We start from the raw sequence: 22,087 nt of genomic DNA, 5'->3' as shown, positions 1-22,087 counted from the left end.
GCTTGAGGGCAATCCGGAAGCGTTAGGGGCGGTGACGATATGATGAGGTCAATCATCAGCTCCTCCAAGCGTTTCGCCGCCGGTGCGTTGGTTGCCTTGGCGGTGTTGATCGTCGGTTTCGCCGCGCTGGCGGCGGAGTTGCCGGCGCTCACCGGTCGCGTTGTCGACGATGCCGGCATCATCGACCCGGTGACCAAGGCGGCACTGATCCAGAAGCTGGCCGATTTCGAGACAAAGGGCTCCGACCAGATCGTCGTCGCGACGATCAACAGCCTCGACGGCGAAGAGATCGAGCCCTACGCCAACCGGCTGTTCCGGTTCTGGAAGCTCGGCCAGACCGGCGAGAACAATGGCGTGCTTCTGCTGGTGGCCAAGAACGACCGCAAGATGCGCATCGAGGTCGGCTATGGGCTGGAAGGCACGCTCACCGACCTGCACACCAAACTGATCATCGAAAACGACATGGTGCCGGCCTTTCGCGCCGGCGACTTCTCCGGCGGCATTTCCAAAGCCGTCGACGACATGGTCATGGTGCTGGAAGGCAATCCCGAAGAGCTGGAGGCGCGCGGCAAGCGCAACCCGGCTGACAACAGCACACCCATCGATCCCATCGTCGCGATCTTCCTGATCCTGTGGGCGACGATGTTCATCGGCGGCATGGCGATGGCCTTCCTGCCGCCGATCTTCGGCACCAAGCTGTCGCCGGGCGTGTATAAATGGCTGGGCATGACCTTCCGCTACGGCCAGGGGCCGAGCGGATCGTCTTCGGGCAGCAGCTGGACGACGAGTTCGTCGTCGGGATGGTCGTCGGGCAGTGGATGGTCATCAGGAAGTTCGGGCAGCAGCTGGTCGTCGGGCTCGAGCAGCGGCGGCGGGTTTTCAGGTGGTGGCGGTTCGTCCGGCGGGGGCGGGTCTTCAGGGAGCTGGTGAGACAAGATGGCAACACGACCGATCAGCCCGCAGGACCATGAGCGCATCGCCACCGCGATCCGCGCCGCCGAGGCGAAAACCGACGGCGAGATCTATTGCGTCGTCGCGCATGCCAGCGACGGCTATTTCTTTACCGCCGCCTTCATGGCGACGGTTGGCATGCTGATCGTCAGCCTCGCCGTCGGCTACGGGCTGGAAACCTGGTGGCTGTCGATCCGGCTGCCGCATTTCGTCCTCGCTCAGCTGCTGGCGATGGCCTCGGTGCTGGTACTGTTGTGGGCGCTGCCGGCTTTGCGCATCCATCTGGTGCCGCGCCGGCAGCGTTACCAGGCGGCACATGACAATGCGCTCAGGCAATTCCTCGCCCGCAATGTCCACCGCACCACGGCGCGCACCGGCGTGCTGGTCTTCGTGTCGATCGCCGAGCGCTATGCCGAAGTCGTGGCCGACTCGGGTATCAACGGCAAGGTCGGCCAGCATGTCTGGGACGGCGTCATCAGCGATCTGACCCGGCATGCCGGCGACGACCGTCTCGCCGACGGCTTCGTCAAGGCGATCGGGCAGGTCGGCGCGGTGCTGGCCGAACATTTCCCGGTGACGTCGGGCGACGCCAATGAGCTCGACGACCATCTCGTCGAGATCTGAAAAGCCAGCAAACGCACCTCAGCCGGACGCCTGACCACCTCGGCTGAGTGCGTTTTCAAGCAGGCTTTGCCCGATGTCAGCAGGTGTCGTGATCGGCTGTGAGAAAGCGGTTGGCGGGCTGGCCTCGACTCTTGCAAATGGCCGATGCGGGTTTATGGTTAACAAATCATGAATACGCTGAGCATCGACATCAGGAAAGCCGAACCGCGCGACGCCGGCGCCATCGCCGACGTGCATCAGCAGGCCTGGGAGGGCGCCTATTCCGGCATCATCCCGCATCGCTCGCTGACCTCGATGATCAACCGCCGCGGCGCCGACTGGTGGGCCAACGCCATTCGCCGCGCCGCCACCGTGCTGGTGGTCGAGATCGGCGGCACCATCGCCGGCTACGCCACGATCGGCAAGAACCGGGCCCGCGAGCTTCGGCAGCAGGGCGAGATCTACGAGCTTTACCTGCGCCCGGAATATCAGGGCATCGGGCTCGGTAGCCGACTGTTCAAGGCGGCGCGGGCGCGGCTTGCCGACCACGGGCTGAAAGGCATGGTGGTGTGGGCGCTGGAAGACAACCAGAACGCGCTCGCCTTCTATGCCGGCGCAGGCGGCCGCGACGTTGCCGAAGGCGTCGAGGTTTTCGAGCAGAGGGCGCTGAAGAAGGTCGCCTTCGTCTGGGAATAACGGGCCTCGGTTACAAATCATCACAAACTGTGCGCTTCCATTAGCGTTCCGCACCAATCGCCGCATTGCACCATTCCGCGCCGCCCGCTATCGATCTTGGAAATCGAGAGAGGGATTTGAGCCATGCGTATCGAAGCCATTGCCATCGGAAAGAACCCGCCTGAGGACATCAACGTCATCATCGAGGTGCCGATCGGCGGCGAGCCGATCAAATACGAGATGGACAAGGAGGCCGGCACGCTGTTCGTCGACCGCTTCCTGCACACCTCGATGCGCTATCCCGGCAATTACGGCTTCGTGCCGCACACGCTGTCGGGCGATGGCGATCCGATCGACGTTCTGGTCTGCAACACCCGCGCCCTGGTGCCGGGCTGCGTCATCAATGTGCGGCCGATCGGCGTGTTGGTGATGGAAGACAATGCCGGCCAGGACGAGAAGGTCATCGCCGTGCCGTCGCCCAAGTTGACGCTGCGCTACGAAAACGTCACCGAATACACGCAACTGCCCGAGATCACCCGCGACCAGGTCCAGCACTTCTTCGAGCACTACAAGGATCTCGAACCCGGCAAATGGGTCAAGATCGAAGGCTGGCACGATTCCAAATATGCCAAGAAAATGATCGTCGACGCGATCGCGCGGGCGAAGGCGGCTAAGTAGGCGACGCCGCGCTAGGCCTCGCTTCCTTCGGACTAAGCGGTTGTATCTTTCAAAACACTGGCGCGAGGCACCCCCCTCTGGCCTGCCGGCCATCTCCCCCTCAAGGGGGAGATCAGACGTCGCCCCGGCTGCCGTTAATTTTCAGCGCCGAAAAGAAAAAGCGCCGCAGCGAAGCTGCCAATCTCCCCCCTTGAGGGGGAGATGGCCGGCAGGCCAGAGGGGGGTGCCTCGCGCCAACGTGCTTAATTATCCACCCTACCGAAAGCCGGCACGTTGCCGATGACGGTGTGCTTGTCCTTGCCGCAGGCGAAATTCCTTGCCTTTTCGTCGGCCAGCTTGCGCGCCTGGTCGTTGGCTTGCGGGTTGCCGGTGGCGAGCACCAGGCCGATGGTGCAGCCGTCACGGGCTTCCATCTGGGCGACCTTGGCGACGAGCAGCACTTCGGTCGGCTTGTTCTCGTCCTCGGGATTGCTGATCGAGCGGCGGTGGATGACGGCGAAGGGAACGGCAACGTCGCCCTTGCTCTCGATGCGCCACTCGACCTTGGCTCCTGACGAGTTGAAGCCGGAAAAGCTCTCCCAGACCGTCGTCATGTCGCCGCCAGGCGGAAACCCGTAAAACAGCGATTCACGTGCATCGTCATAGGCGATCAGCACGGGATAGCCGCGATAGCCGGAGCAGGCGAGTTCGGCCCACTCACCGTCGCCTTCCTCGGCCTGGGCATAGGTGACGCAGTCCTTTTGCGAGTCGAGATCGGTGTAGGCGCTGGATATGCCATCGGCATGGGCTGCCTGGCCGAGGGTGGCGAGGGCGAAGGGGACAAGCAGGATGCGCATGCAAACGTCTCCCGTGGAGTTCGTCCCAGCCTATCGCCAAATCTGCGGCCGGCCTAGCGTCCCAATCTCAACGTTGGTGCCGCCCCTCATTGCCCTGCCGGGCATTTCTCCCCGTGAACGGGGAGAAAGAGGCTGGCCGCGCCGCTGGTGACTCTCTTGCAACGCTGGCAATTGGCGAAATCGGTGATGGGAGCGTCCCTCTCCCCGTTTACGGGGAGAGGATGCCGGCAGGCAGGTGAGGGGCGGCGCCAACGTTCGAAAATGCTATTTCTTCAAGCTGGCCTCAATCAGCAGGTCTGCGTTGCGGGCAACTGATGCGGCAGGTCCGCCAAGGCCAAACAGCTGGCCGCTGATATAGGCGCCTTCGATCAGAAGCAGCAGGCCGTCACCCAGCGTGTCAGGGTCTTGCGCACCCATCGCTGCTGCCATGGCGCGCAGGCGGTGGCGCAGTTCCTGCTTGTTGGCTTCGCTGACAACGCGCGCCGGATGGCTGTGCTCTGGATACTCCACCGCCGCGTTGGTCATGCCGCAGCCACGATAGTCCGGCGTCTGCGTGCGCTTGCCGATGCGGGTCAGGAAAGCCTTGAGCTGCGCGCGCGGGTCGCCGGGATGGGCGGCCACGGCTTCGTCGAAACGCTCCCAATATTCACGGTCATATTGCTTGAGGTAAGAGGCGGCCAATTCGTCCTTGGAGGGAAAGCTGCGATAGAGACTGGGCTTGGTGACGCCGGCGCGCTTGACGATCTCGTCGACGCCGATCGCCCTGATGCCGCGCCGGTAGAACAGGTCATACGCCACGTCGAGGATCCTCTTGGCAGCCTTGGGCGGCGACGCTGCATGACTGCCGCTGATGATCAGTTCAATATTTTTGTCCGTTGGCATGGTATGACTCAATTGACGTGTTACCGATCGGTACGTATACATCTCCTCGCCCTGCAACGTACCGGTCAGTAACATGATAGCTCAATCCCGTCCCTTTGGCCAGCGCTACGCTTTCGTCGTGGTCGGTGTCATCTTCCTCTGCCTGCTGATCGCGGCCGGTCTGCGTTCGGCTCCCTCGGTGATGATGCTGCCGTTGGACAACAGTTTCGGCTGGGGGCGCGATACCGTTTCGATTGCCGCCGCAATCGGCATCTTCCTCTACGGCCTGACCGGGCCGTTCGCCGCCGCACTGATGGAGCGTATCGGTCTGCGCCGCACGCTGCTTGCCTCGCTGGTGATCATGTCGGGCTCGACCGCGCTCAGCCTGCTGATGACCGAGCCCTGGCACCTGTTCATCACCTGGGGCGTGTTTTCCGGCATAGGCTCGGGTGCGGTTGCCACCGTGCTCGGCGCCACCATTGTTAACCGCTGGTTCAAGACCAATCGCGGTCTTGTCATGGGACTGATGTCGGCCTCCAGCGCCACCGGCCTGCTGGTGTTCCTGCCGCTGCTCGCCTCGCTCGCCCAGTCCGGCGGCTGGCAGCCGGTCGCCATCGCCGTCTCTGTCGCCACTGCCTGTCTGTTGCCGCTGGTCTGGCTGCTGGTGCCGGAGCGTCCGGCTTCGATCGGCATGGTGCGCTTTGGCGCCGAGGTCGATGACGTGCCGCCGGTATCGCCGGCCTCGCAAGGCAATTTCCTGGCGCATACGCTGAACACGCTGCGCCGCGCCGCCGGCACCCGCGTCTTCTGGTATCTGTTTGCCACCTTCTTCATCTGCGGTTTCACCACCAACGGGTTGGTCGGCACGCATCTGATCTCCTTCTGCGGCGATATGGGCATCGGTGAGGTGCAGGCCGCCGGCTTGCTGTCGCTGATGGGCATATTCGACCTGATCGGCACGACTTTGTCGGGCTGGCTCACCGACCGTTTCGACCCGCGCAAGCTGCTTGGCGTCTATTACGGCATTCGCGGCCTGGCGCTGATCTATCTGCCCTATTCCGGCTTCTCGGCGACCAGTCTGATCATCTTCGCCGTGCTCTACGGTCTGGATTGGATCGCAACCGTGCCGCCGACACTGCGGCTTGCCAACGAAGCCTTCGGCGACCGCAGCGGCCCGATCGTGTTCGGCTGGATCGTCGCCGGCCATCAGGTCGGCGCAGCCACCGCCGCCGCCTTCGGCGGCACCATGCGCGAGTTGCAGGGCAACTACGAACTGGCCTTCCTGATTGCCGGCATGACGGCGATTGTGGCTGCGTGTCTGTCGTTGCTGATCAACACGAGCAAGCCGGCATTCGATCCGGAACCGCAGGCGGCTTAGGGCAGGCTCCCCCTTCCCCTTGTGGGAGAAGGTGTCGCCGAAGGCGACGGATGAGGGGTGTTCCAGGGAACGCAACGTCTCACTCCGCTGGAACACCCCTCATCCGTCTCGGCGCTAACGCGCCGATCCACCTTCTCCCACAAGGGGAGAAGGAAGATGCTCACCTGTTCACTGTTATCAAAACTTCATCTTCCCGAGATGCGGCTGAAACATTGAAGCTGGAGCTTGGTGGCGGACGTTCAAGCCATCAGGAGACAGCCATGAACAAGCTTTCGTTGACCCGCCGCGCTTTCGTCACATCAGCGAGTGCGGCCGGGCTGCTCGGCGCATCGGGGCTCGCTTTGCCCTATTATTCGCGCGCCAGCCAACGCCCGGCCTTCACCCATGGCGTCCAGTCCGGCGATGTCGACGCCTCGAGCGGCATGGTGTGGACGCGCACCGATCGTCCCTCGCGCGTCATGTTCGAGATATCGTCGACGGAGAACTTCGCCAACGCCACCCGTCTGGCGCCGCTCGATACCTCGCCGGCCAGCGACTTTACGGTCAAGCGCCTGCTCACCGACCTCGCTTCCGACCAGGACATCTTCTATCGCATGATCGCCGCCGATCTCGCCGACATCAATGTCGTTTCCGAGCCGATCATCGGCCGCTTCCGCACCGCACCCGCCTCGAAGCGCGACATCAAGTTCGCCTGGTCGGGCGACACGGCCGGCCAGGGCTGGGGCATCGACGAGACCGGCATGAAGACCTATGCCACCATCGCCAAGCACACGCCGGACTTCTTCCTGCATTCCGGCGACACCATCTACGCCGACGGCGCCATGAAGGATGAGGTCGACCTGCCCGGCGGCGGCAAGTGGAAAAACGTCGTCCTCATCGACGGCAAGCGCAAGGTTGCCGAGACGCTGGACGAGTACCGCGACCAGTGGAAGTACAACATGATGGACGAGAACGTTCTCGCCCTGAGCGCCATCTGCCCGACTTTCTACCAGTGGGACGACCACGAAGTGCTGAACAACTGGTCGGATTCGAAGGATCTGAGCGCCGACAACCGCTACACCGAAAAATCCATCCATGTGCTGGCGGCGCGTGCGGCGCGCGCCTTCCACGAGATGACGACGATCCGCTACGAGCCGTCGGAACCCGGCCGCGTCTACCGCAAGATTTCCCACGGACCGCTGCTCGACGTGTTCTTCCTCGACATGCGCTCCTATCGCGGCCCGAACGGTCCGGATATGCAGGACACGATGACGCCGGAATCGCGCATGCTCGGCGAACAGCAGACGAAATGGCTGAAGCGCGAGCTGGCCAATTCCAAGGCAACCTGGAAGATCATCGCCGCCGACATGCCGCTCGGCCTCGTCGTCTGGAACGATGGCACCAAGAAGGTGGGCGCGGAAGCCGTCAGCAATGGCGACAATGGTCTGCCGAAGGGCCGCGAGCTCGAGATCGCTGACCTGTTGCGCTACATCAAGAACGCCGGCATCGCCAACACGGTGTGGCTGACGGCTGACGTGCATTACACGGCGGCGCACTATTACAACCCTGACAAGGCGCAGTTCCAGGACTTCAATCCGTTCTGGGAATTCGTCTCCGGCCCGATCCATGCCGGCACGTTCGGCCCCAATGATTTCGACATGACCTTCGGTCCGGAGCTGAAATTCATCAAGGCGCCGACCGCCGAGCAGGGCCAGAACCTGCCGCCCTCGGCCGGGCTGCAGTTCTTCGGGTTGGTGGATATTTCAGGCGCTTCCGAGCAGCTGACGGTACGGCTGATGGACCGCGACGACAACGAGCTTTACAAGGTGACGCTCGATCCGGTGCGCTCGGCGTAGGCCTGATAGGTCGGCGCGAGGCACCCCCCTCTGCCCTGCCGGGCATCTCCCCCTCAAGGGGGGAGATCGGGTTTCACGCCGGCTTTCGCCAGCCACAGTCGATGGTCGGGCGCAGCATAGGAGCTGCCAATCTCCCCCCTTGAGGGGGAGATGCCCGGCAGGGCAGAGGGGGGCGCGAAGGATCGCTACGCTTGTAGGGAGCGTCAGTCCGGGTAGCAAACCGTCGGAATCTTCGGCCAAACGGCACTGTCGCAGCCGGCAACCTGCTGCCTCTGCTTGAAAGAGGCGCTGACCGGGCCGGTGACCACGGGGTCGACACCATCAGGGGCGTCGGCAAACATCTGCTCGGCCGTCTGGTCGGACGACGAAGCGGGATTGGCTTCCTTCAGCGTCGCGGCCGACTGAGCGGCATTGGCCGCCAGCAGGGCAGCGAATGCGACCGAAGCGATGAGTGGCCAAAATCGGTTGAGTTTGTCGGTCATGAATTTCGAACTGCCCGGGCCCCGAAAGGTTCCCGCCTTGGTTAACAAAACCATCTCACACCGAGATGCTTAAGATTTGATGAGTATTTGGTGATGCGCCTCCTCTTTCGCAATTGCGAAAAACCCTGTATGAGCCGCGCAACCGAAAGAGGCGGCGCCTTTTGGCCTGCTGCCTGCAACGCTCCCGAGACCACAACATGAAAATTCGTAATATCGCGATCATCGCGCACGTCGACCATGGAAAAACCACCCTCGTTGACCAATTGCTGCGGCAATCCGGCTCCTTCCGCGACAATCAGCGCGTCGCCGAGCGTGCCATGGATTCCAACGACCTCGAAAAGGAACGCGGCATCACCATCCTGGCCAAGGCGACCTCGGTCGACTGGAAGGACACCCGCATCAACATCGTCGACACGCCCGGACACGCCGATTTCGGCGGTGAGGTCGAGCGCATCCTGTCGATGGTGGATTCGGCCATCGTGCTGGTCGACGCCGCCGAAGGCCCGATGCCGCAGACCAAATTCGTCGTCGGCAAGGCGCTCAAGGTCGGCCTGAAGCCGATCGTCGTCATCAACAAGATCGACCGTCCGGACGCCCGCCATGTCGAGGTCGTCAACGAGGTATTCGACTTGTTTGCGGCGCTGGACGCCACCGACGAGCAGCTCGACTTCCCGATCCTCTACGGTTCGGGCCGCGATGGCTGGGTCTCGGAAAACCCCGAAGGCCCGAAGGACCAGCAGCTTGCGCCGCTGTTCGATCTCGTGATCAAGCATGTGCCGGAGCCGACCGTTCATCCCGGCCCGTTCCGCATGATCGGCACCATTCTGGAAGCCAACCCCTTCCTTGGCCGCATCATCACCGGCCGCATCGAGAGCGGTACGCTGAAGTCCAATCAGGCGGTCAAGGTGCTGCACCATGACGGTACCCAGATCGAAACCGGCCGTATTTCGAAGATCCTCGCCTTCCGCGGCCTCGAGCGTCAGCCGATCGATGAGGCGCAGGCGGGTGACATCGTCGCCATTGCCGGCCTGTCGAAGGGCACCGTCGCCGACACATTCTGCGACCTGGCGGTGACCGAGGCGTTGCATGCGCAACCGATCGATCCGCCGACCGTGACCATGTCATTCCTGGTCAACGATTCACCGCTGGCCGGCACCGAAGGCGACAAGGTCACCAGCCGCGTCATCCGCGACCGCCTGCTGCGCGAAGCCGAAGGCAATGTCGCGCTGAAGATCGAGGAATCGCCCGACAAGGATTCGTTCTTCGTCTCCGGCCGCGGCGAATTGCAGCTGGCGGTGCTAATCGAGACGATGCGCCGCGAGGGCTTTGAAATCGCCGTGTCGCGTCCGCGCGTCGTCATGCAGAACGGCGAGAATGGCGAATTGCTGGAGCCGGTCGAGGAAGTCGTCATCGACGTCGACGAGGAGCATGCCGGCGTCGTCGTGCAGAAAATGTCGGAGCGCAAGGCCGAGATGGTCGAACTGCGCCCCTCCGGCGGCAACCGCCAGCGCATCGTCTTCCACGCGCCGACACGCGGCCTGATCGGTTACCAGTCGGAACTCTTGACCGACACGCGCGGCACCGCCGTGATGAACCGGCTGTTCCATGCCTATCAGCCCTACAAGGGCGAACTGCCCGGCCGCACCAATGGCGTGTTGATCTCCAACGAGCAGGGCGAAGCCGTCGCCTACGCCATGTGGAACCTGGAAGACCGCGGCCCGATGGTCATCGACCCCGGCGTCAAGGTCTATCAGGGCATGATCATCGGCATCCATAGCCGTGACAACGACCTTGAAGTGAACGTGCTGAAGGGCAAGAAGCTGACCAACATCCGCGCCGCCGGCAAGGACGAGGCGGTCAAGCTGACGCCGCCGATCCGCATGACGCTGGAGCGCGCGCTGGCCTGGATCCAGGACGACGAATTGGTCGAGGTGACGCCGAAGACCATCCGCCTGCGCAAGCTCTATCTCGACCCGAACGAGCGCAAGCGCTTCGAGAAGTCGGCCAAAGTGGTCGGCGCGGCCTAATCGTCTGACTTTGATGGATTTGAGGGGCGGAGCACCGCGGTGCTTCGCCCCTTTCTATTACCCACCGGCCGCAGAGATGATGGTATCCCTGTCGGGCTCGCCGCTCAGGTCGATGCGGATCGTCGTTCCTTCACGGGCCGGCTTGCGCAAAGCCCTGGCTCCGTCCGGATCAACCACCAGCAGCCGTTTCTCCTCCAGCGCCTGAAGCCGCGACCGTGAGATGGCGAGTTCGCCGGCGAGCAGCCGGTCGAGCCACAGCGATGTCGGCATTTCGAGCTCAAGCCCGAGTTCCAGCGCGGTCGCGCTTTCGCTGTTGTCGCAGAGCCTCTGTTTGTGAACGACGACGTCGGAAAATTCCTCTATGCGGCCCACCCGGCGGCGCAATGCGACGACATCGAAGGCATGACGACGCGCGAGTACCGGATCGTTGCTTTCAAGCGCTGCTAGCAGCGCAGGTTCGATGTCGCGGCGGTTGCAGCGTTCGAAAATGCCGAAATTCCATGAATTGTCGCAGTCGATGCAGCGGTAGATCAGCCAGACGTCGATGCGCTTGCCATTGGCGTTGACGCGGAATTTGTCGCTGCAGCGATAGGCTTTCACGGCGCCGCAGCGGTTGCAGTTGATCAGGGGTCGAGGTGCGATTTCGGGCGCGATCGCCCAGTGGATGCGCAGAGACATGCCGATAAGCCCTTCCCGTCGGGAAGTTCTTCAGGCCGGCAATGTCGAGATGCCCATGCGGGCACGGCGTGGCGAGAGGCTGCGGTTGTCTGGAAATCAGGTGTCACGGGCGACAAGCGCGCGACAGCGGTTCAGCAGTGCCAAACCGGTCTCGAGCCGCCGCCTGAGGAACACGTGAAATGAAGCAGGCTCCGCTGATGCGGCGCCCTGCCAAGTGTGATCAGGGGAGTTGGCGAGACCGGCGGTTACTGAGGCAAAATGGAGCTCGAAATGGATGTCGGGACGGCTCTTCTAGCGACATAGTAGCGCACAGACAAGCCTCGTGTTTTGCCTAAACGAACGCGATCTGCACCTTCATCGATTGGGTGCGGTCGCCGGCGATCTCGAACGCCGCTACCGCCTCGTCCATCGGATAGATGCCGGTCAGCAACGGTTTGACGTCGACGCGGCGGTTGTTGATCAGATCGACGGCCAGCGCGAACTCGTCGTGGAAACGGAAGGAGCCGCGCATCTCGATTTCCTTGGCGACGATGAGATTCTGCGGCAGCGACATATCGCCGCCAAGGCCGAGCTGGACCAGCACGCCGCGCGGCTTCAACACGTCGAGTCCCGCCCGCACCGCGCGCTCGTTGCCCGAGCATTCGAACATGACGTCGAAACTGCCCTTTTCGATGTTGTAGGCGGCGAGGCTGCCGCTGTCGGTGGCGACATTGATGGTGCGGTCGGCGCCGATTTCCATGGCCTTGGCCAGCACGGCGTCCATGACATCGGTGACGACGATCTCACGCGCGCCGTGAACGCGTGCGGCGAGGATACACAGCGCGCCGATCGGCCCGCTGCCGGTGACCAGAACCCGCTTGCCGAGCAGCGAGCCGGCGCGGTTCACGGCATGCAGCGTCACCGCGAAGGGTTCGGCGAAGGCGGCTTCGTTGATGGAGACATGGTCGGCTATTCTGTGGCACTGCCAGGCCTCAGCGACGAGACGCTGGCGAAAGGCTCCCTGGATGTGCGGCATCGGCATCGCGCTGCCGTAGAAGCGCATGTTGAGGCATTGGTTCTGCATGCCTTGCAGGCAGTAGCGGCAGGCATTGCAGGGCCGGCTGGGCGAAATCGCGACGCGGTCGCCGACGGCGAGGGTCGATACGCCGGTGCCAAGCGTCTTCACCGTGCCGGCGACTTCATGGCCGAGGATCATCGGCTCGCGCAGGCGCACAACGCCGAAGCCGCCATGATTGTAATAGTGCAGGTCCGAGCCGCAAATGCCGCCGGCTTCGACCGATATCTCGACCTGTCCGGTGCCTAACACGCCCAGGTCGGTCTCTTCGATGCGCAGATCTTTTGCCGCATGGATGACGATTGATTTCATGGCCGCAATCCTTTCTCAAACCATAGGTGCGGGCAAGGTGCGAGCGCTCAAATATCTCGCAAGCTCTGGCCCATCAGCCCGCAGGGTTCCAAATTGCGGCTGATCGGCTATCCTTGGCACTCCAACGCTCGAAGGCACTGCCATGCACCTCACCTCGCTGCTCATCTTCGCTGCCGCTCTGTTCGTCACTGCCGGTTCGCCGGGACCATCGATCGCCGCGCTTGTCGCCCGCGTCATCTCGAAGGGCTTTCGCGACGTGTTCCCGTTCCTGCTCGCCATGTGGATCGGCGAGGGCATCTGGCTGTCGCTGGCGGTGTTCGGGCTGGCTGTCGTGGCGCAGACCTTCCACTTCGCCTTCGTGGTGGTGAAATGGGTAGGCGTCGCCTACCTCGCTTATCTCGCCTGGAAGATGTGGACCGCACCTGTCGATGCGAAAGAAGGCGAGATGCCGCGCGAGGATTCGCCGGCAAAGCTGTTCTTCGCCGGCATGGCGGTGACGCTCGGCAATCCCAAGATCATGATGTTCTATCTGGCGCTGCTGCCGACCATCATCGACCTCGCTTCGGTCAGCATTGTCGGCTGGGTCGAGTTGACGGCGACGATGGCGGTGGTTCTGATCGCCGTCAATCTTGCGTGGGTGGTCGTGGCGTCGCAGGCGCGCAAGCTGCTCAAAAGCAAGCGCGCCATGAAGATCGCCAACCGCCTCAGCGCCATGACGATGGCCGGCGCCGCGGCGGCTATCGCGACGCGGTCATAGGGCGTGACCCCAAACCGAAGGATCGCATCAGCGAAAGGCGGATCGTTTTTTGCTTCGATGACCTTCGGTAGATCGCGTCACATCATTTCGATGATCGGCGCGATCTCGACACTGAACGCCGGGTCCATCAGGATCGGGCAACCCTTCGCCTTGGCGACGGCATCGTCGATGTCCTTCGCTTCGACGATCGTGTAACCGGCGGTCGGACTGCTGCCACCATTGTTCTCGACCTTGCCGCCGGGCAGCACCATCTTCGACTTGCCGACCGGATTGCCGCCGTCGACGACGGCCGAGCCAAGCTTGCCGTACCAGCCGGTCCAGGCATCCATCGAGGCTTTCCGCTCGGCCTCGTCGGTCGGCATCTTGCCGGAGCCATGATAGACATAGAGAAATTTCGCCATGTTCTCCTCCCTTGGTGAGCGGCTCGAACCGGCACGCGGTCATGCCGCTTGGGGATCATCTGACCAAAAAGACGAACACGCAACGAGAATGCGCGGCGGCTAATATAATGTGACCGCTACCTCGCGATGGCGTGGTATTCGTCGTTCGGCCGCATGTCGATGGCAGCCGCCACGCGGGGCGCGGCGCGGCTACTTAGCCGCCAACGTAACAGTTATGTTCCATATGTCGTCAAACACCTTCGTTCTGTCCTGCCCAGCCACCTCGAGCCTTTCCTCATACAGAACATGTCGCGTTACGCCGTTGTCGATGTCCACCGTGCAGTCAGCTGTGTTTGATTGGTGCACCGCTGCGTCGGTACGAACGGTCTGCTTCTCCATTTTCCCGGTTTCCGGGTTCAGTTTCTCGACCACGTCGACAAGAACTCCAGACACGTTCGTGGCGTCCGAGATCAGGCGCCGTTTCAACGTCGCCGTTCTGGCAACTTGATCGATGCCAATCAGTAAATTCGTGCGCGAGTTGGCGAAAGGCTCGCCGGCTTGATTTTGAGTCGTATCGGTTGATGTAATTTCCCGGCCTATCGGGAGATCGGTGTTCTGGCAGCCTGCTGTGATATCAAGTTCCTGTAGGAAATAAGGAACGGCAGTCTCGGGAGTCAGAGCCGAGAAAAACTTATGAATCGTGTTTTGGGCTGCCTGGCGATTGGCGTATTTGGGCAGTGTGAGCAGCTGCTTCTCAACGATATCCCGGACAACTGGCCAATTCTTCAGGGCAACAGGCGATCCCTGAATGTCGGTATCGAACTCAACGCGCATCCCGTGAAGGGCAGAGACGGTAGTCCAATTGTAAAGCGGGACTGGCCCGCTGCTCAGTTCTGTAATCGTCCAGGCAGAGGAATAGCCGCCTTCGCGGTTTCCTATCAGTTCATATCGACCGCTGATCTTGCCGCTTTCCGTAGTGGTAATGCCGCGATCGGCAATCGTCTTCGTCCGCTCTATTTCGACAAGCCAGATCTGTCCCGCGGTTGGCCGGTAGGGAAGGGAAACGGATGCACCGGCGGGGGCGGTTGTCTCGCCATGCGTCTCATGGCCAACCAGCAAAACCGATACGATGGCGGCTGCAAAGGCGGAAGCTCGAACCATGCAACTCTCACCTCGCCATGGCGTGGTATTCGTCGTTCGGCCGCATGTCGATCGCCGCCGCGACCCGGTTGGACATGTTGAAGAAGGCGGCGGTCGAGGCGATGTCCCAGATGTCGCGGTTGCTGAAGCCGGCGTTGCGCAGTGCTGCCCGGTCCGCCTCGACGATCTTTGCTGGCTCTTCGGTCAGCTTGATGGCGAATTCCAGCATCGCGGTCTGCTTCAGCGACAGATTGGCGGCGCGGAAATTCATCACCATCATCTCGCCGAGCGCCGGGTCGCCGGAGAGCTGGCGCACCGCCGCGCCATGCGCGGTCAGGCAGTAATAGCAATGGTTGATCGAGGAGACGACCACCGCGATCATCTCGCGCTCCAGCTTCGACAGGCCGGATTCACCCAGCATCAGGTCGTTGTAAGTGTCGGTGAAGGCGCGCAGTTTCTTCTCGTCGAACGCGTAGGCAAGAAGCACGTTGGGAACCAGGCCGAGCTTTTCCTCGCATTTGGCGAAATAGGCTTTTGTCGCCTCGCTCAGCTCCGCGATACCGAGGTCAAGTGCGCTGATTTTGCCGGACATGGGGTCTCCTCCTCGTTCGCTACCGCCTGACCGCCGAATTCCGATAATTCTTAGCGAGCCGTCAAACCTTTGTCGCCAAACGGCGGTCATCTGCTACCATAGTCGTAAAAGCATGTGACGGGAGGACATCATGGCGAGCGTGAAATCCGCAGCGAAGTCGAAGAAAAAAGCCACTGCGGCGGTGAAACCCGACGAGAAGTCGGCCGGACTCGCCGATTATCTGCTGGCACGCGCGCCGGCGGAAGACATTGCCGCCTATGACGCCGCCGACCTTCAGCGCGCCGCTGATCTGGCCGGACGGGCGGTCGCCGTCCACAAGAAGGGCCAGAGCGTCGTCGCTGTCGATGCCGATTCGGGCGTCTCCCGCGAAGGCCGCCCGATGACGATCATCACCGTTGTCAACGACAACATGCCGTTCCTGTTCGATTCGATCCTCGGCGAGATCACCGAGACCGCCGGCGAGCCGACTTTGGTCACCCATCCGGTCATCGTCGTGCGCCATGGTAAGACTGGTGTCGACGAGATCCTCGGCGACGGCAGCGTCATCAAGGACGACAGCACCCACGACCGGCTGAGCGTCGTCCATGTCCACATCCCGCGCCTGACCGCGGACCAGGCGAACGCGCTGGCCGATCGGCTGCGCAAGATGCTCAACCAGGTCCGCGCCGCAGTCAGCGATTGGAAGCCGATGCTGGCCCGCCTCGACCAGGCGATCTCTGAGTTTCGCTATTCCGCCGTGCCGCTTGACAAGAAAAACGTCGCCGAGGCGATCGCCTTCCTGGAATGGCTGCGCGACGACAATTTCACCTTCCTCGGCATGCGCGAGTTCAAATACACCGGCGGCGCGGAGAGCGGCAATCTGGAGCGCGCCGACAAGCCCGGCCTCGGCATCCTCTCCGACCCCGATGTCCTGGTGCTCAGGCGCGGCACCGAAGCGGTGACGACGACGCCGGAAATTCGCGCCTTCCTGCACGGGCCGGAACCGCTGATCGTCACCAAGGCCAACGCCAAGTCGCTGGTGCACCGCCGTATCTATCTCGACTATATCGGCGTCAAGACCTACACCGCCAAGGGCGCGCTGTCGGGCGAGCTGCGCATAGTCGGCCTGTTCACCTCGACCGCCTACACGCGCTCGGTGATGAAAATCCCGTATCTGCGGTCGAAGGCCGAAACCATCATTGCCAAGTCCGGCTTCGACCGGCACGACCATTCCGGCAAGGCGCTCATCAACGTGTTGGAGAGCTATCCGCGCGACGAACTGTTCCAGGTGCCGGTGCCGATCCTGAAGAAGCACGCCGGCGCCATACTCGGCCTGATCGAACGGCCGCGGGTGCGGGCGCTGGTGCGCGTCGATCAGTTCGACCGCTTCGTCTCCATCCTCGTCTTCGTGCCGCGCGACCGCTATGACAGCGTCGTGCGCGAGAAGATCGGCACCTATCTCAAGACCGTGTTCGAAGGCCGTTTGTCGGCTTACTATCCGGCCTTCCCGGAAGGCGGGCTGACGCGCGTGCATTTCATCATCGGCCGTTCCGGCGGCAAGACGCCGAAGGTCGAGCAGGCGGCGATCGAAGCGGCGATCCGCGACATTGTGCGCACCTGGGACGACGCATTGGCCGAGGCGGCGGAGGCCGGTGGCGGCGATCCGTCGCTGAAGGCGATCGCTACGCGGCTTCCTGAGAGCTATCGCGATTCCTTCAGCGCGGCGGTGGCGCTGGCCGATGCCGGGCGCATCGCTAAAATCAGCGCCGCCAATCCGATCGCCATCGACTATTACCGGCATGCCGAGCAGAAGCCGCACCAGGCGGCGCTGAAGATCTATCACCACGGCAGCCCGGTGGCGCTGTCGCGGCGCGTGCCGGTGCTGGAAAACATCGGCTTCCGCGTCATCAGCGAGCGCACATTCGAAGTCGGCGAGGAGGGCGGCGATGCAGTGTTCGTCCACGACATGGAGTTGGAGAACAGCTACGGCAAGCCGATCGACCTCACCGATGGCGGCGCGCTGTTCGAGGACGCGTTCCTGTCGGTGTGGCGTGGCGATGTCGACAATGACAGCTATAACGGCCTTGCCCAGACCGCCGGCCTGTGGTCGGGCGAAGTCACCATCCTGCGCGCCTATGGCCGCTACCTGCAGCAGGCCGGCATTCCGCAAAGCCAGGATTTCATCGCCGCCGCGCTCAACCGCTATCCTGACATCGCGCGCGGCCTGCATGCGCTGTTCGTGGCCCGCCTCGGCCCGACGGCCGCGACGGAAGGCGTCGTCGCCGCCAAGCATCTCAAGGCCAAGATCAAGGACGCCTTGGAAGAGGTGCCCAACATCGATGACGACACCATCATCCGCCGCTATCTCAATTTGATCCAATCATCGCTGCGCACCAATCATTTCGTTTCCGAAACGAAGGCCAGGGGCCAGTCGCTGGCGATCAAGTTGGACTCGCAAGCGGTCGAAGGCCTGCCGGCGCCGCGGCCGTGGCGCGAGATCTTCGTCTACGGTTCCGAGGTCGAGGGCGTGCACCTGCGCTTCGGTCCGGTGGCACGTGGCGGCCTGCGCTGGTCGGATCGCGCCCAGGACTACCGCACCGAGGTGCTCGGCCTGGTCAAGGCGCAGCAGGTCAAGAATGCCGTTATCGTGCCGGTCGGCGCCAAGGGCGGCTTCTTCCCCAAGCGCCTGCCCGCTGGCGGCAGCCGCGACGCCATCTTCGAAGCCGGCACTTCGGCCTACAAGAACTTTGTCTCCAGCCTGTTGTCGATCACCGACAATATCGGCCTGGACGGCGTCATCCCGCCTGCCGGTGTCGTGCGCCGGGACCCAGACGATCCCTATTTCGTCGTCGCTGCCGACAAGGGCACGGCGACCTTCTCCGACACCGCCAACGCCATTTCCGAGAAGCACGGTTTCTGGCTCGACGATGCCTTCGCCAGCGGCGGCTCGGCCGGCTACGACCACAAGAAGATGGGCATCACCGCCAAGGGCGCCTGGGAAGCGGTGAAGCGGCATTTCCGCGAGATGAACCGCGACATCCAGACCTCGCCCTTCACCGTCGTCGGTGTCGGCGACATGTCGGGCGACGTGTTCGGCAACGGCATGCTGTTGTCGCCGCAGACCAGGCTGATCGCCGCTTTCGACCATCGCGACATCTTCATTGATCCCGATCCGGACAGGGTGGCCTCGATGGCCGAGCGCGAGCGCATGTTCGCGCTGCCGCGCTCATCCTGGCAGGACTATGACAAGACCAAACTGTCGGAAGGCGGCGTCATCGTCTCGCGCAGCCAGAAGTCGATCACACTGCCTGCGGCAGCGGCGGCGGCGATCGGCCTCACCAAGACCACCGCAACCCCGGTCGAGATCATGACCGCCATCCTCAAGGCGAATATCGACCTGCTGTGGTTCGGCGGCATCGGCACGTATCTCAGGGCCTCGGGCGAAACCAACGCCGATGTCGGCGACCGCGCCAATGACGCCATCCGCATCACCGCACTCGATGTGCGGGCGAAGGTGATCGGCGAGGGCGCCAATCTCGGCGTCACCCAGCGTGCCCGCATCGAGTTCGGCATGAATGGCGGCCGCTGCAATTCCGACGCCATCGACAATTCGGGCGGCGTGAACTGCTCCGACGTCGAGGTCAACATCAAGATCGCGCTGGCGTCGGCCATGCGCAAGGGATCGCTGACCCGGCCGGCGCGCAACAAACTTCTGTCCGAGATGACCGACGAGGTCAGCGGGCTGGTGCTGTCCAACAATTACGAGCAGACGCTGGCGCTTTCCATCGCGCGCAAGCGCGGGCTTGCCGACATCGCGCACCAAAGTCGCTTCATGACCGCGCTGGAGGCGCGCGGTCTGCTCGACCGCGCCGTCGAGACGCTGCCGTCGCCGGCCGCCCTTGCCGAGCGCGAGGCGCGCGGCGAGCCGCTGACCCGGGCCGAGCTCGGCGTGTTGCTCGCCTATGCCAAGATCGTGCTGTTTTCCGACATCGTCGCCAGCGACGTGCCGGACGATGCGCATTTCGACCGCGACCTGATGGGCTATTTCCCGGATCGGATGGCGAAGAAATACGCGGCCGAAATCCATGGCCACCGGCTGCGCCGCGAAATCATCGCCCGCGTCGTTGCCAACGATCTCGTCAATCGCGGCGGCCCGTCCTTCGTCAACCGGCTGCAGGAAGCCACGGGGCGCAGCGCCGCCGATGTGGTGCGCACCTTCGCCGTGGTGCGCGACGGCTTTGGACTGCCGGCGCTCTACCGCGAGATCGACGCGCTGGACAGCCAGATCGATGGCCAGGCGCAGCTCGACCTCTATCAGTCCGTCAGCCGGCTTATTTTCGTGACCAGCGGCTGGTACCTGAAGAACGATGCCGGCACCGCAGCGCTCGGCCAGCGCATCACCGAATTGCAGGAGGCGCGCAAGGCGCTGGAGCCGAAGCTCATTTCGCTGCTGCCGGCCTTCTCGCGCGAGCGGGTCGAGGAGCGGCGGCACGGCCTGTTCAAGGCCGGCGCGCCGGAGAAGCTCGCCGGGCAGCTGGCAATGGCCGATCTGGCGGGACTGATCCCCGACATCGCGCTGACGGCGCGCATGGCCAATGCCGACATAATCGCCGCGGCCAAGGCGTTCTTTGCCGTCAGTGATGCCTTCCGCATTCCGCGCGTCGAAGAGGCGGCGCGCTCGATCACGCCGTCGGACTATTACGACCAGCTGGCGCTGTCGCGCGCCACCGACACGATCGGCGCTGCTAGGCGCGGCATTGCGGTGGCGGCCCTGACCGGCCATGCAGGAACGGCGGATCCTGTGGCGGCCTGGCTGGAAGCCGGTGGCGAGCGGGTGGCCCGCATCCGCGAGCGGCTGCAGGCGCTGACCGAAGGCGGCGACATCACCGTGTCCAGGCTGTCGGTGGCGTCTGGGTTGATGAGCGACCTGACGGGAATGTGAGGCTTCAAAAGCTTGGGTTCCTCGCCCCCGCAAAGCGGGGGAGAGGTGGCCGCGAAGCGGCCGGAGAGGGGGCCTTTCGTAGGGCTGAGCCTTGACCGGTAAATCCAAACGTACGGCGCTTTTCCCCCTCTCCGTCTCGGCTTCGCCGAGCCACCTCTCCCCCACTCCGTGGGGGCGAGGAACCCGAGAGCAATAAGGAGGGGCAGCGCAACGCTTGTCATTTGCATGAGCATTCGAAACATGCAGACATGGCGCCCGATACGGGCGGAGCAGGGATCTTCAGCATGGCGGCGGTAGAAACAGTGCAGCGGGCGTCGGGACGCGGCATCTGGGGATGGATGTTGTTCGACTGGGCGGCGCAGCCGTTTTTCACCGTCGTCACCACCTTCATCTTCGGACCCTATTTCGTCTCACGCATGGCCAGCGATCCGGAAACCGGCCAGGCGGCCTGGGGTTACGGCATCGCCGCGGCGGGCCTGGTCATCGCCGTTCTGTCCCCGATCCTCGGCTCGATTGCCGACCAGACCGGCCCACGCAAGCCATGGATCGCCTTCTTCGCCTCGATCAAGATCATCAGTCTTTGCCTGCTGTGGTTCGCTGCGCCGGGCTCGAACCTTTTCCTGGTGGTGCTGTTTTTCTCGCTGGCTTCGGTGGCGGCGGAGTTCTCGACCGTTTTCAACGATTCGATGATGCCGCGCCTGGTGCCGAAGAGCGAGATCGGCCACATCTCGAACATGGCTTGGGGCCTCGGCTATCTCGGCGGCATGATCGCACTGATCTTTGTCGTCACCTGTCTGGCGGGTTCGGCGGAGAGCGGCAAGACGATCATCGGCATCGACCCGCTGTTCGGGCTCGACCCGAAACTAGGCGAGGACGCGCGCGCCACCGGGCCGCTCTCGGCCGGCTGGTACTTCCTGTTCATCCTGCCGATGTTCTTCTTCACCCCGGACGCCATCAAAGGCATTCCGATCGGGCCGGCGGTGCGCGAAGGCCTATCGGAGCTGAAGTCGACCCTGACCGAAGTGCGCCAGCGGAAAGGCATCTTCCGCTTCCTTGTCGCCCGCATGATCTATCAGGACGGCGTCAACGCGCTGCTCGCTCTGGGCGGCACCTTTGCGGCGGCGATGTTCCACTGGTCGATCACCGAGATCGGTATGTTCGGCATCATCCTCAACGTCGTTGCCATTGTCGGCTGCCTGGTTGCCGCACGCCTCGACACCGCGCTTGGCTCCAAGACCATCGTGATGATTTCGCTTGTCCTGCTCAGCCTCGCCACCATCGGCATCGTTTCGACCGGGCCTGGCTACACGCTATTCGGCGTCTGGATGATGCCGGGAGCCGATAGCGGCGGTCTATTCGGCACGGCGGCGGAAAAGGCCTACATTTTCTATGGCCTGTTGATCGGACTGGCCTTCGGGCCGGTGCAGGCCTCGTCGCGTTCCTATATGGCCCGCAGTGTGACTGCTGCCGAATCCGGCCGCTATTTCGGCATCTATGCGCTGGCCGGACGGGCGACGAGTTTCCTGGCGCCGTTCATGGTGGCGACGATCACGCTCGCCAGCGGCTCTGCACGACTGGGCATGGCGGCAATTGTGCTGTTCCTCGGTGTCGGCATAGCGATTTTGATCAAGACGCCATATCCGGCGGATCAGCCGGTGGAGTGAGGCTTACCCTCCCCCTTGTGGGGAGGGTCGATCCGCGAAGCGGATCGGGGCGGGGGTGCGGCGCCAATCACCCCACCCCGGTGCGCTCGCAAGCGAGCGCACCGACCCTCCCCATCAAGGGGAGGGTAAAAAGGCGCTAGAGTCTTTCACGTTTTGATGGAAGCGTACCCGGCGTTTGCGAAGTAGTTCTTGCATTCGCCGGGTTCGATTGTTTCGACGAGGTGGCCGATGTGGCGCCAAGTGTCCTCGACGGTTCGCTTCTG

The 22,087-nt window shown here is 63.1% G+C and carries 18 protein-coding genes and 2 pseudogenes; 10 read left to right on the top strand and 10 right to left on the bottom strand.

Annotated elements, in window-relative coordinates; genetic code table 11:
- The first annotated feature begins 39 nt into the window (after positions 1 to 39).
- The 4 genes from H0241_RS34015 to ppa all read left to right on the top strand — a co-directional run bounded on the left by H0241_RS34015 (position 40) and on the right by ppa (position 2,907).
- Positions 40 to 930 carry a TPM domain-containing protein gene (locus tag H0241_RS34015; RefSeq protein ID WP_181062089.1) on the top strand — a complete coding sequence of 297 codons (891 nt, stop codon included), beginning with the start codon at positions 40 to 42 and terminating at the stop codon, positions 928 to 930.
- A 6-nt stretch (positions 931 to 936) separates the two neighbouring features.
- Entirely contained in the window at positions 937 to 1,575 is a 639-nt protein-coding gene (locus H0241_RS34010) for a TPM domain-containing protein (protein WP_181062088.1), read from the top strand.
- A 168-nt stretch (positions 1,576 to 1,743) separates the two neighbouring features.
- The gene (locus H0241_RS34005) at positions 1,744 to 2,250 is read left to right on the top strand and encodes a GNAT family N-acetyltransferase (RefSeq protein ID WP_181062087.1); all 507 of its coding nucleotides are present in this window, start codon (positions 1,744 to 1,746) and stop codon (positions 2,248 to 2,250) included.
- Between the two features lie 123 nt (positions 2,251 to 2,373).
- The gene (gene ppa, locus H0241_RS34000) at positions 2,374 to 2,907 is read left to right on the top strand and encodes an inorganic diphosphatase (protein ID WP_023668623.1); all 534 of its coding nucleotides are present in this window, start codon (positions 2,374 to 2,376) and stop codon (positions 2,905 to 2,907) included.
- A gap of 242 nt (positions 2,908 to 3,149) precedes the next feature.
- Here the strand turns inward: ppa and H0241_RS33995 are convergent, their stop codons facing one another.
- Complete coding sequence (locus H0241_RS33995; protein WP_181062086.1) at positions 3,150 to 3,743, bottom strand: hypothetical protein; 594 nt, start codon at positions 3,741 to 3,743, stop codon at positions 3,150 to 3,152.
- 264 nt (positions 3,744 to 4,007) lie between these two features.
- On the bottom strand, positions 4,008 to 4,625 hold the full coding sequence (locus H0241_RS33990) for a TetR/AcrR family transcriptional regulator (RefSeq protein WP_181062085.1): 618 nt from the start codon (positions 4,623 to 4,625) through the stop codon (positions 4,008 to 4,010).
- A gap of 73 nt (positions 4,626 to 4,698) precedes the next feature.
- Here H0241_RS33990 and H0241_RS33985 point away from each other — a divergent pair, with 73 nt between their 5' ends.
- Together H0241_RS33985 and H0241_RS33980 are read left to right on the top strand one after the other, a co-directional pair.
- Positions 4,699 to 5,982, top strand: a complete 1,284-nt coding sequence (locus H0241_RS33985; protein WP_181062084.1) for an MFS transporter — start codon at positions 4,699 to 4,701, stop codon at positions 5,980 to 5,982.
- A 260-nt stretch (positions 5,983 to 6,242) separates the two neighbouring features.
- Positions 6,243 to 7,817 carry an alkaline phosphatase D family protein gene (locus H0241_RS33980; protein WP_181062083.1) on the top strand — a complete coding sequence of 525 codons (1,575 nt, stop codon included), beginning with the start codon at positions 6,243 to 6,245 and terminating at the stop codon, positions 7,815 to 7,817.
- 203 nt (positions 7,818 to 8,020) lie between these two features.
- Here H0241_RS33980 and H0241_RS33975 read toward each other — a convergent pair whose 3' ends face one another.
- Complete coding sequence (locus tag H0241_RS33975) at positions 8,021 to 8,299, bottom strand: hypothetical protein (RefSeq protein ID WP_235984616.1); 279 nt, start codon at positions 8,297 to 8,299, stop codon at positions 8,021 to 8,023.
- A gap of 197 nt (positions 8,300 to 8,496) precedes the next feature.
- On the opposite strand from H0241_RS33975, the gene typA reads away from it, so the two are divergent.
- Positions 8,497 to 10,326, top strand: coding sequence for a translational GTPase TypA (gene typA, locus H0241_RS33970; RefSeq protein WP_181062081.1), 1,830 nt, complete (start codon positions 8,497 to 8,499; stop codon positions 10,324 to 10,326).
- A 57-nt stretch (positions 10,327 to 10,383) separates the two neighbouring features.
- Here typA and H0241_RS33965 read toward each other — a convergent pair whose 3' ends face one another.
- Both H0241_RS33965 and H0241_RS33960 read right to left on the bottom strand, forming a co-directional pair.
- Positions 10,384 to 11,010 carry a DUF1062 domain-containing protein gene (locus tag H0241_RS33965; RefSeq protein ID WP_181062104.1) on the bottom strand — a complete coding sequence of 209 codons (627 nt, stop codon included), beginning with the start codon at positions 11,008 to 11,010 and terminating at the stop codon, positions 10,384 to 10,386.
- Between the two features lie 325 nt (positions 11,011 to 11,335).
- The gene (locus tag H0241_RS33960) at positions 11,336 to 12,370 is read right to left on the bottom strand and encodes an L-idonate 5-dehydrogenase (protein WP_181062080.1); all 1,035 of its coding nucleotides are present in this window, start codon (positions 12,368 to 12,370) and stop codon (positions 11,336 to 11,338) included.
- 142 nt (positions 12,371 to 12,512) lie between these two features.
- Between H0241_RS33960 and H0241_RS33955 the strand changes: the two genes are divergently transcribed.
- On the top strand, positions 12,513 to 13,127 hold the full coding sequence (locus tag H0241_RS33955) for a LysE family translocator (protein WP_181062079.1): 615 nt from the start codon (positions 12,513 to 12,515) through the stop codon (positions 13,125 to 13,127).
- 77 nt (positions 13,128 to 13,204) lie between these two features.
- Here H0241_RS33955 and H0241_RS33950 read toward each other — a convergent pair whose 3' ends face one another.
- The 4 genes and pseudogenes from H0241_RS33950 to H0241_RS33940 all read right to left on the bottom strand — a co-directional run bounded on the left by H0241_RS33950 (position 13,205) and on the right by H0241_RS33940 (position 15,239).
- On the bottom strand, positions 13,205 to 13,528 hold the full coding sequence (locus H0241_RS33950; protein ID WP_181062078.1) for a YciI family protein: 324 nt from the start codon (positions 13,526 to 13,528) through the stop codon (positions 13,205 to 13,207).
- Positions 13,529 to 13,644: 116 nt separating this feature from the next.
- Positions 13,645 to 13,731 (bottom strand): annotated as a pseudogene (locus H0241_RS36545) (peroxidase-related enzyme); the annotation flags it as partial.
- Positions 13,718 to 14,668 carry a hypothetical protein gene (locus H0241_RS33945; protein ID WP_181062077.1) on the bottom strand — a complete coding sequence of 317 codons (951 nt, stop codon included), beginning with the start codon at positions 14,666 to 14,668 and terminating at the stop codon, positions 13,718 to 13,720. The pseudogene H0241_RS36545 and the gene H0241_RS33945, both read right to left, overlap by 14 nt.
- Before the next feature lie 7 nt (positions 14,669 to 14,675).
- Positions 14,676 to 15,239 carry a peroxidase-related enzyme gene (locus H0241_RS33940; RefSeq protein ID WP_181062076.1) on the bottom strand — a complete coding sequence of 188 codons (564 nt, stop codon included), beginning with the start codon at positions 15,237 to 15,239 and terminating at the stop codon, positions 14,676 to 14,678.
- 130 nt (positions 15,240 to 15,369) lie between these two features.
- Here H0241_RS33940 and H0241_RS33935 point away from each other — a divergent pair, with 130 nt between their 5' ends.
- Both H0241_RS33935 and H0241_RS33930 read left to right on the top strand, forming a co-directional pair.
- Positions 15,370 to 20,160, top strand: a complete 4,791-nt coding sequence (locus tag H0241_RS33935) for an NAD-glutamate dehydrogenase (RefSeq protein ID WP_181062075.1) — start codon at positions 15,370 to 15,372, stop codon at positions 20,158 to 20,160.
- A gap of 284 nt (positions 20,161 to 20,444) precedes the next feature.
- On the top strand, positions 20,445 to 21,824 hold the full coding sequence (locus H0241_RS33930; RefSeq protein WP_235984615.1) for an MFS transporter: 1,380 nt from the start codon (positions 20,445 to 20,447) through the stop codon (positions 21,822 to 21,824).
- 146 nt (positions 21,825 to 21,970) lie between these two features.
- Here H0241_RS33930 and H0241_RS33925 read toward each other — a convergent pair.
- Positions 21,971 to 22,087, bottom strand: a pseudogene (locus tag H0241_RS33925) (IS630 family transposase); the annotation flags it as partial.

Source organism: Mesorhizobium neociceri, from assembly GCF_013520985.1.
Classification (GTDB): domain Bacteria; phylum Pseudomonadota; class Alphaproteobacteria; order Rhizobiales; family Rhizobiaceae; genus Mesorhizobium; species Mesorhizobium neociceri.
This window is presented reverse-complemented; position numbering and strand designations above follow the sequence as displayed.

Coding starts and splice junctions, on each gene's coding strand:
- H0241_RS34015 (WP_181062089.1), top strand. CDS start 40: ATGATGAGGTCAATCATCAGCTCCTCCAAGCGTTTCGCCGCCGGTGCG.
- H0241_RS34010 (WP_181062088.1), top strand. CDS start 937: ATGGCAACACGACCGATCAGCCCGCAGGACCATGAGCGCATCGCCACC.
- H0241_RS34005 (WP_181062087.1), top strand. CDS start 1,744: ATGAATACGCTGAGCATCGACATCAGGAAAGCCGAACCGCGCGACGCC.
- ppa (WP_023668623.1), top strand. CDS start 2,374: ATGCGTATCGAAGCCATTGCCATCGGAAAGAACCCGCCTGAGGACATC.
- H0241_RS33995 (WP_181062086.1), bottom strand. CDS start 3,743: ATGCGCATCCTGCTTGTCCCCTTCGCCCTCGCCACCCTCGGCCAGGCA.
- H0241_RS33990 (WP_181062085.1), bottom strand. CDS start 4,625: ATGCCAACGGACAAAAATATTGAACTGATCATCAGCGGCAGTCATGCA.
- H0241_RS33985 (WP_181062084.1), top strand. CDS start 4,699: ATGATAGCTCAATCCCGTCCCTTTGGCCAGCGCTACGCTTTCGTCGTG.
- H0241_RS33980 (WP_181062083.1), top strand. CDS start 6,243: ATGAACAAGCTTTCGTTGACCCGCCGCGCTTTCGTCACATCAGCGAGT.
- H0241_RS33975 (WP_235984616.1), bottom strand. CDS start 8,299: ATGACCGACAAACTCAACCGATTTTGGCCACTCATCGCTTCGGTCGCA.
- typA (WP_181062081.1), top strand. CDS start 8,497: ATGAAAATTCGTAATATCGCGATCATCGCGCACGTCGACCATGGAAAA.
- H0241_RS33960 (WP_181062080.1), bottom strand. CDS start 12,370: ATGAAATCAATCGTCATCCATGCGGCAAAAGATCTGCGCATCGAAGAG.
- H0241_RS33955 (WP_181062079.1), top strand. CDS start 12,513: ATGCACCTCACCTCGCTGCTCATCTTCGCTGCCGCTCTGTTCGTCACT.
- H0241_RS33950 (WP_181062078.1), bottom strand. CDS start 13,528: ATGGCGAAATTTCTCTATGTCTATCATGGCTCCGGCAAGATGCCGACC.
- H0241_RS33945 (WP_181062077.1), bottom strand. CDS start 14,668: ATGGTTCGAGCTTCCGCCTTTGCAGCCGCCATCGTATCGGTTTTGCTG.
- H0241_RS33940 (WP_181062076.1), bottom strand. CDS start 15,239: ATGTCCGGCAAAATCAGCGCACTTGACCTCGGTATCGCGGAGCTGAGC.
- H0241_RS33935 (WP_181062075.1), top strand. CDS start 15,370: ATGGCGAGCGTGAAATCCGCAGCGAAGTCGAAGAAAAAAGCCACTGCG.
- H0241_RS33930 (WP_235984615.1), top strand. CDS start 20,445: ATGGCGGCGGTAGAAACAGTGCAGCGGGCGTCGGGACGCGGCATCTGG.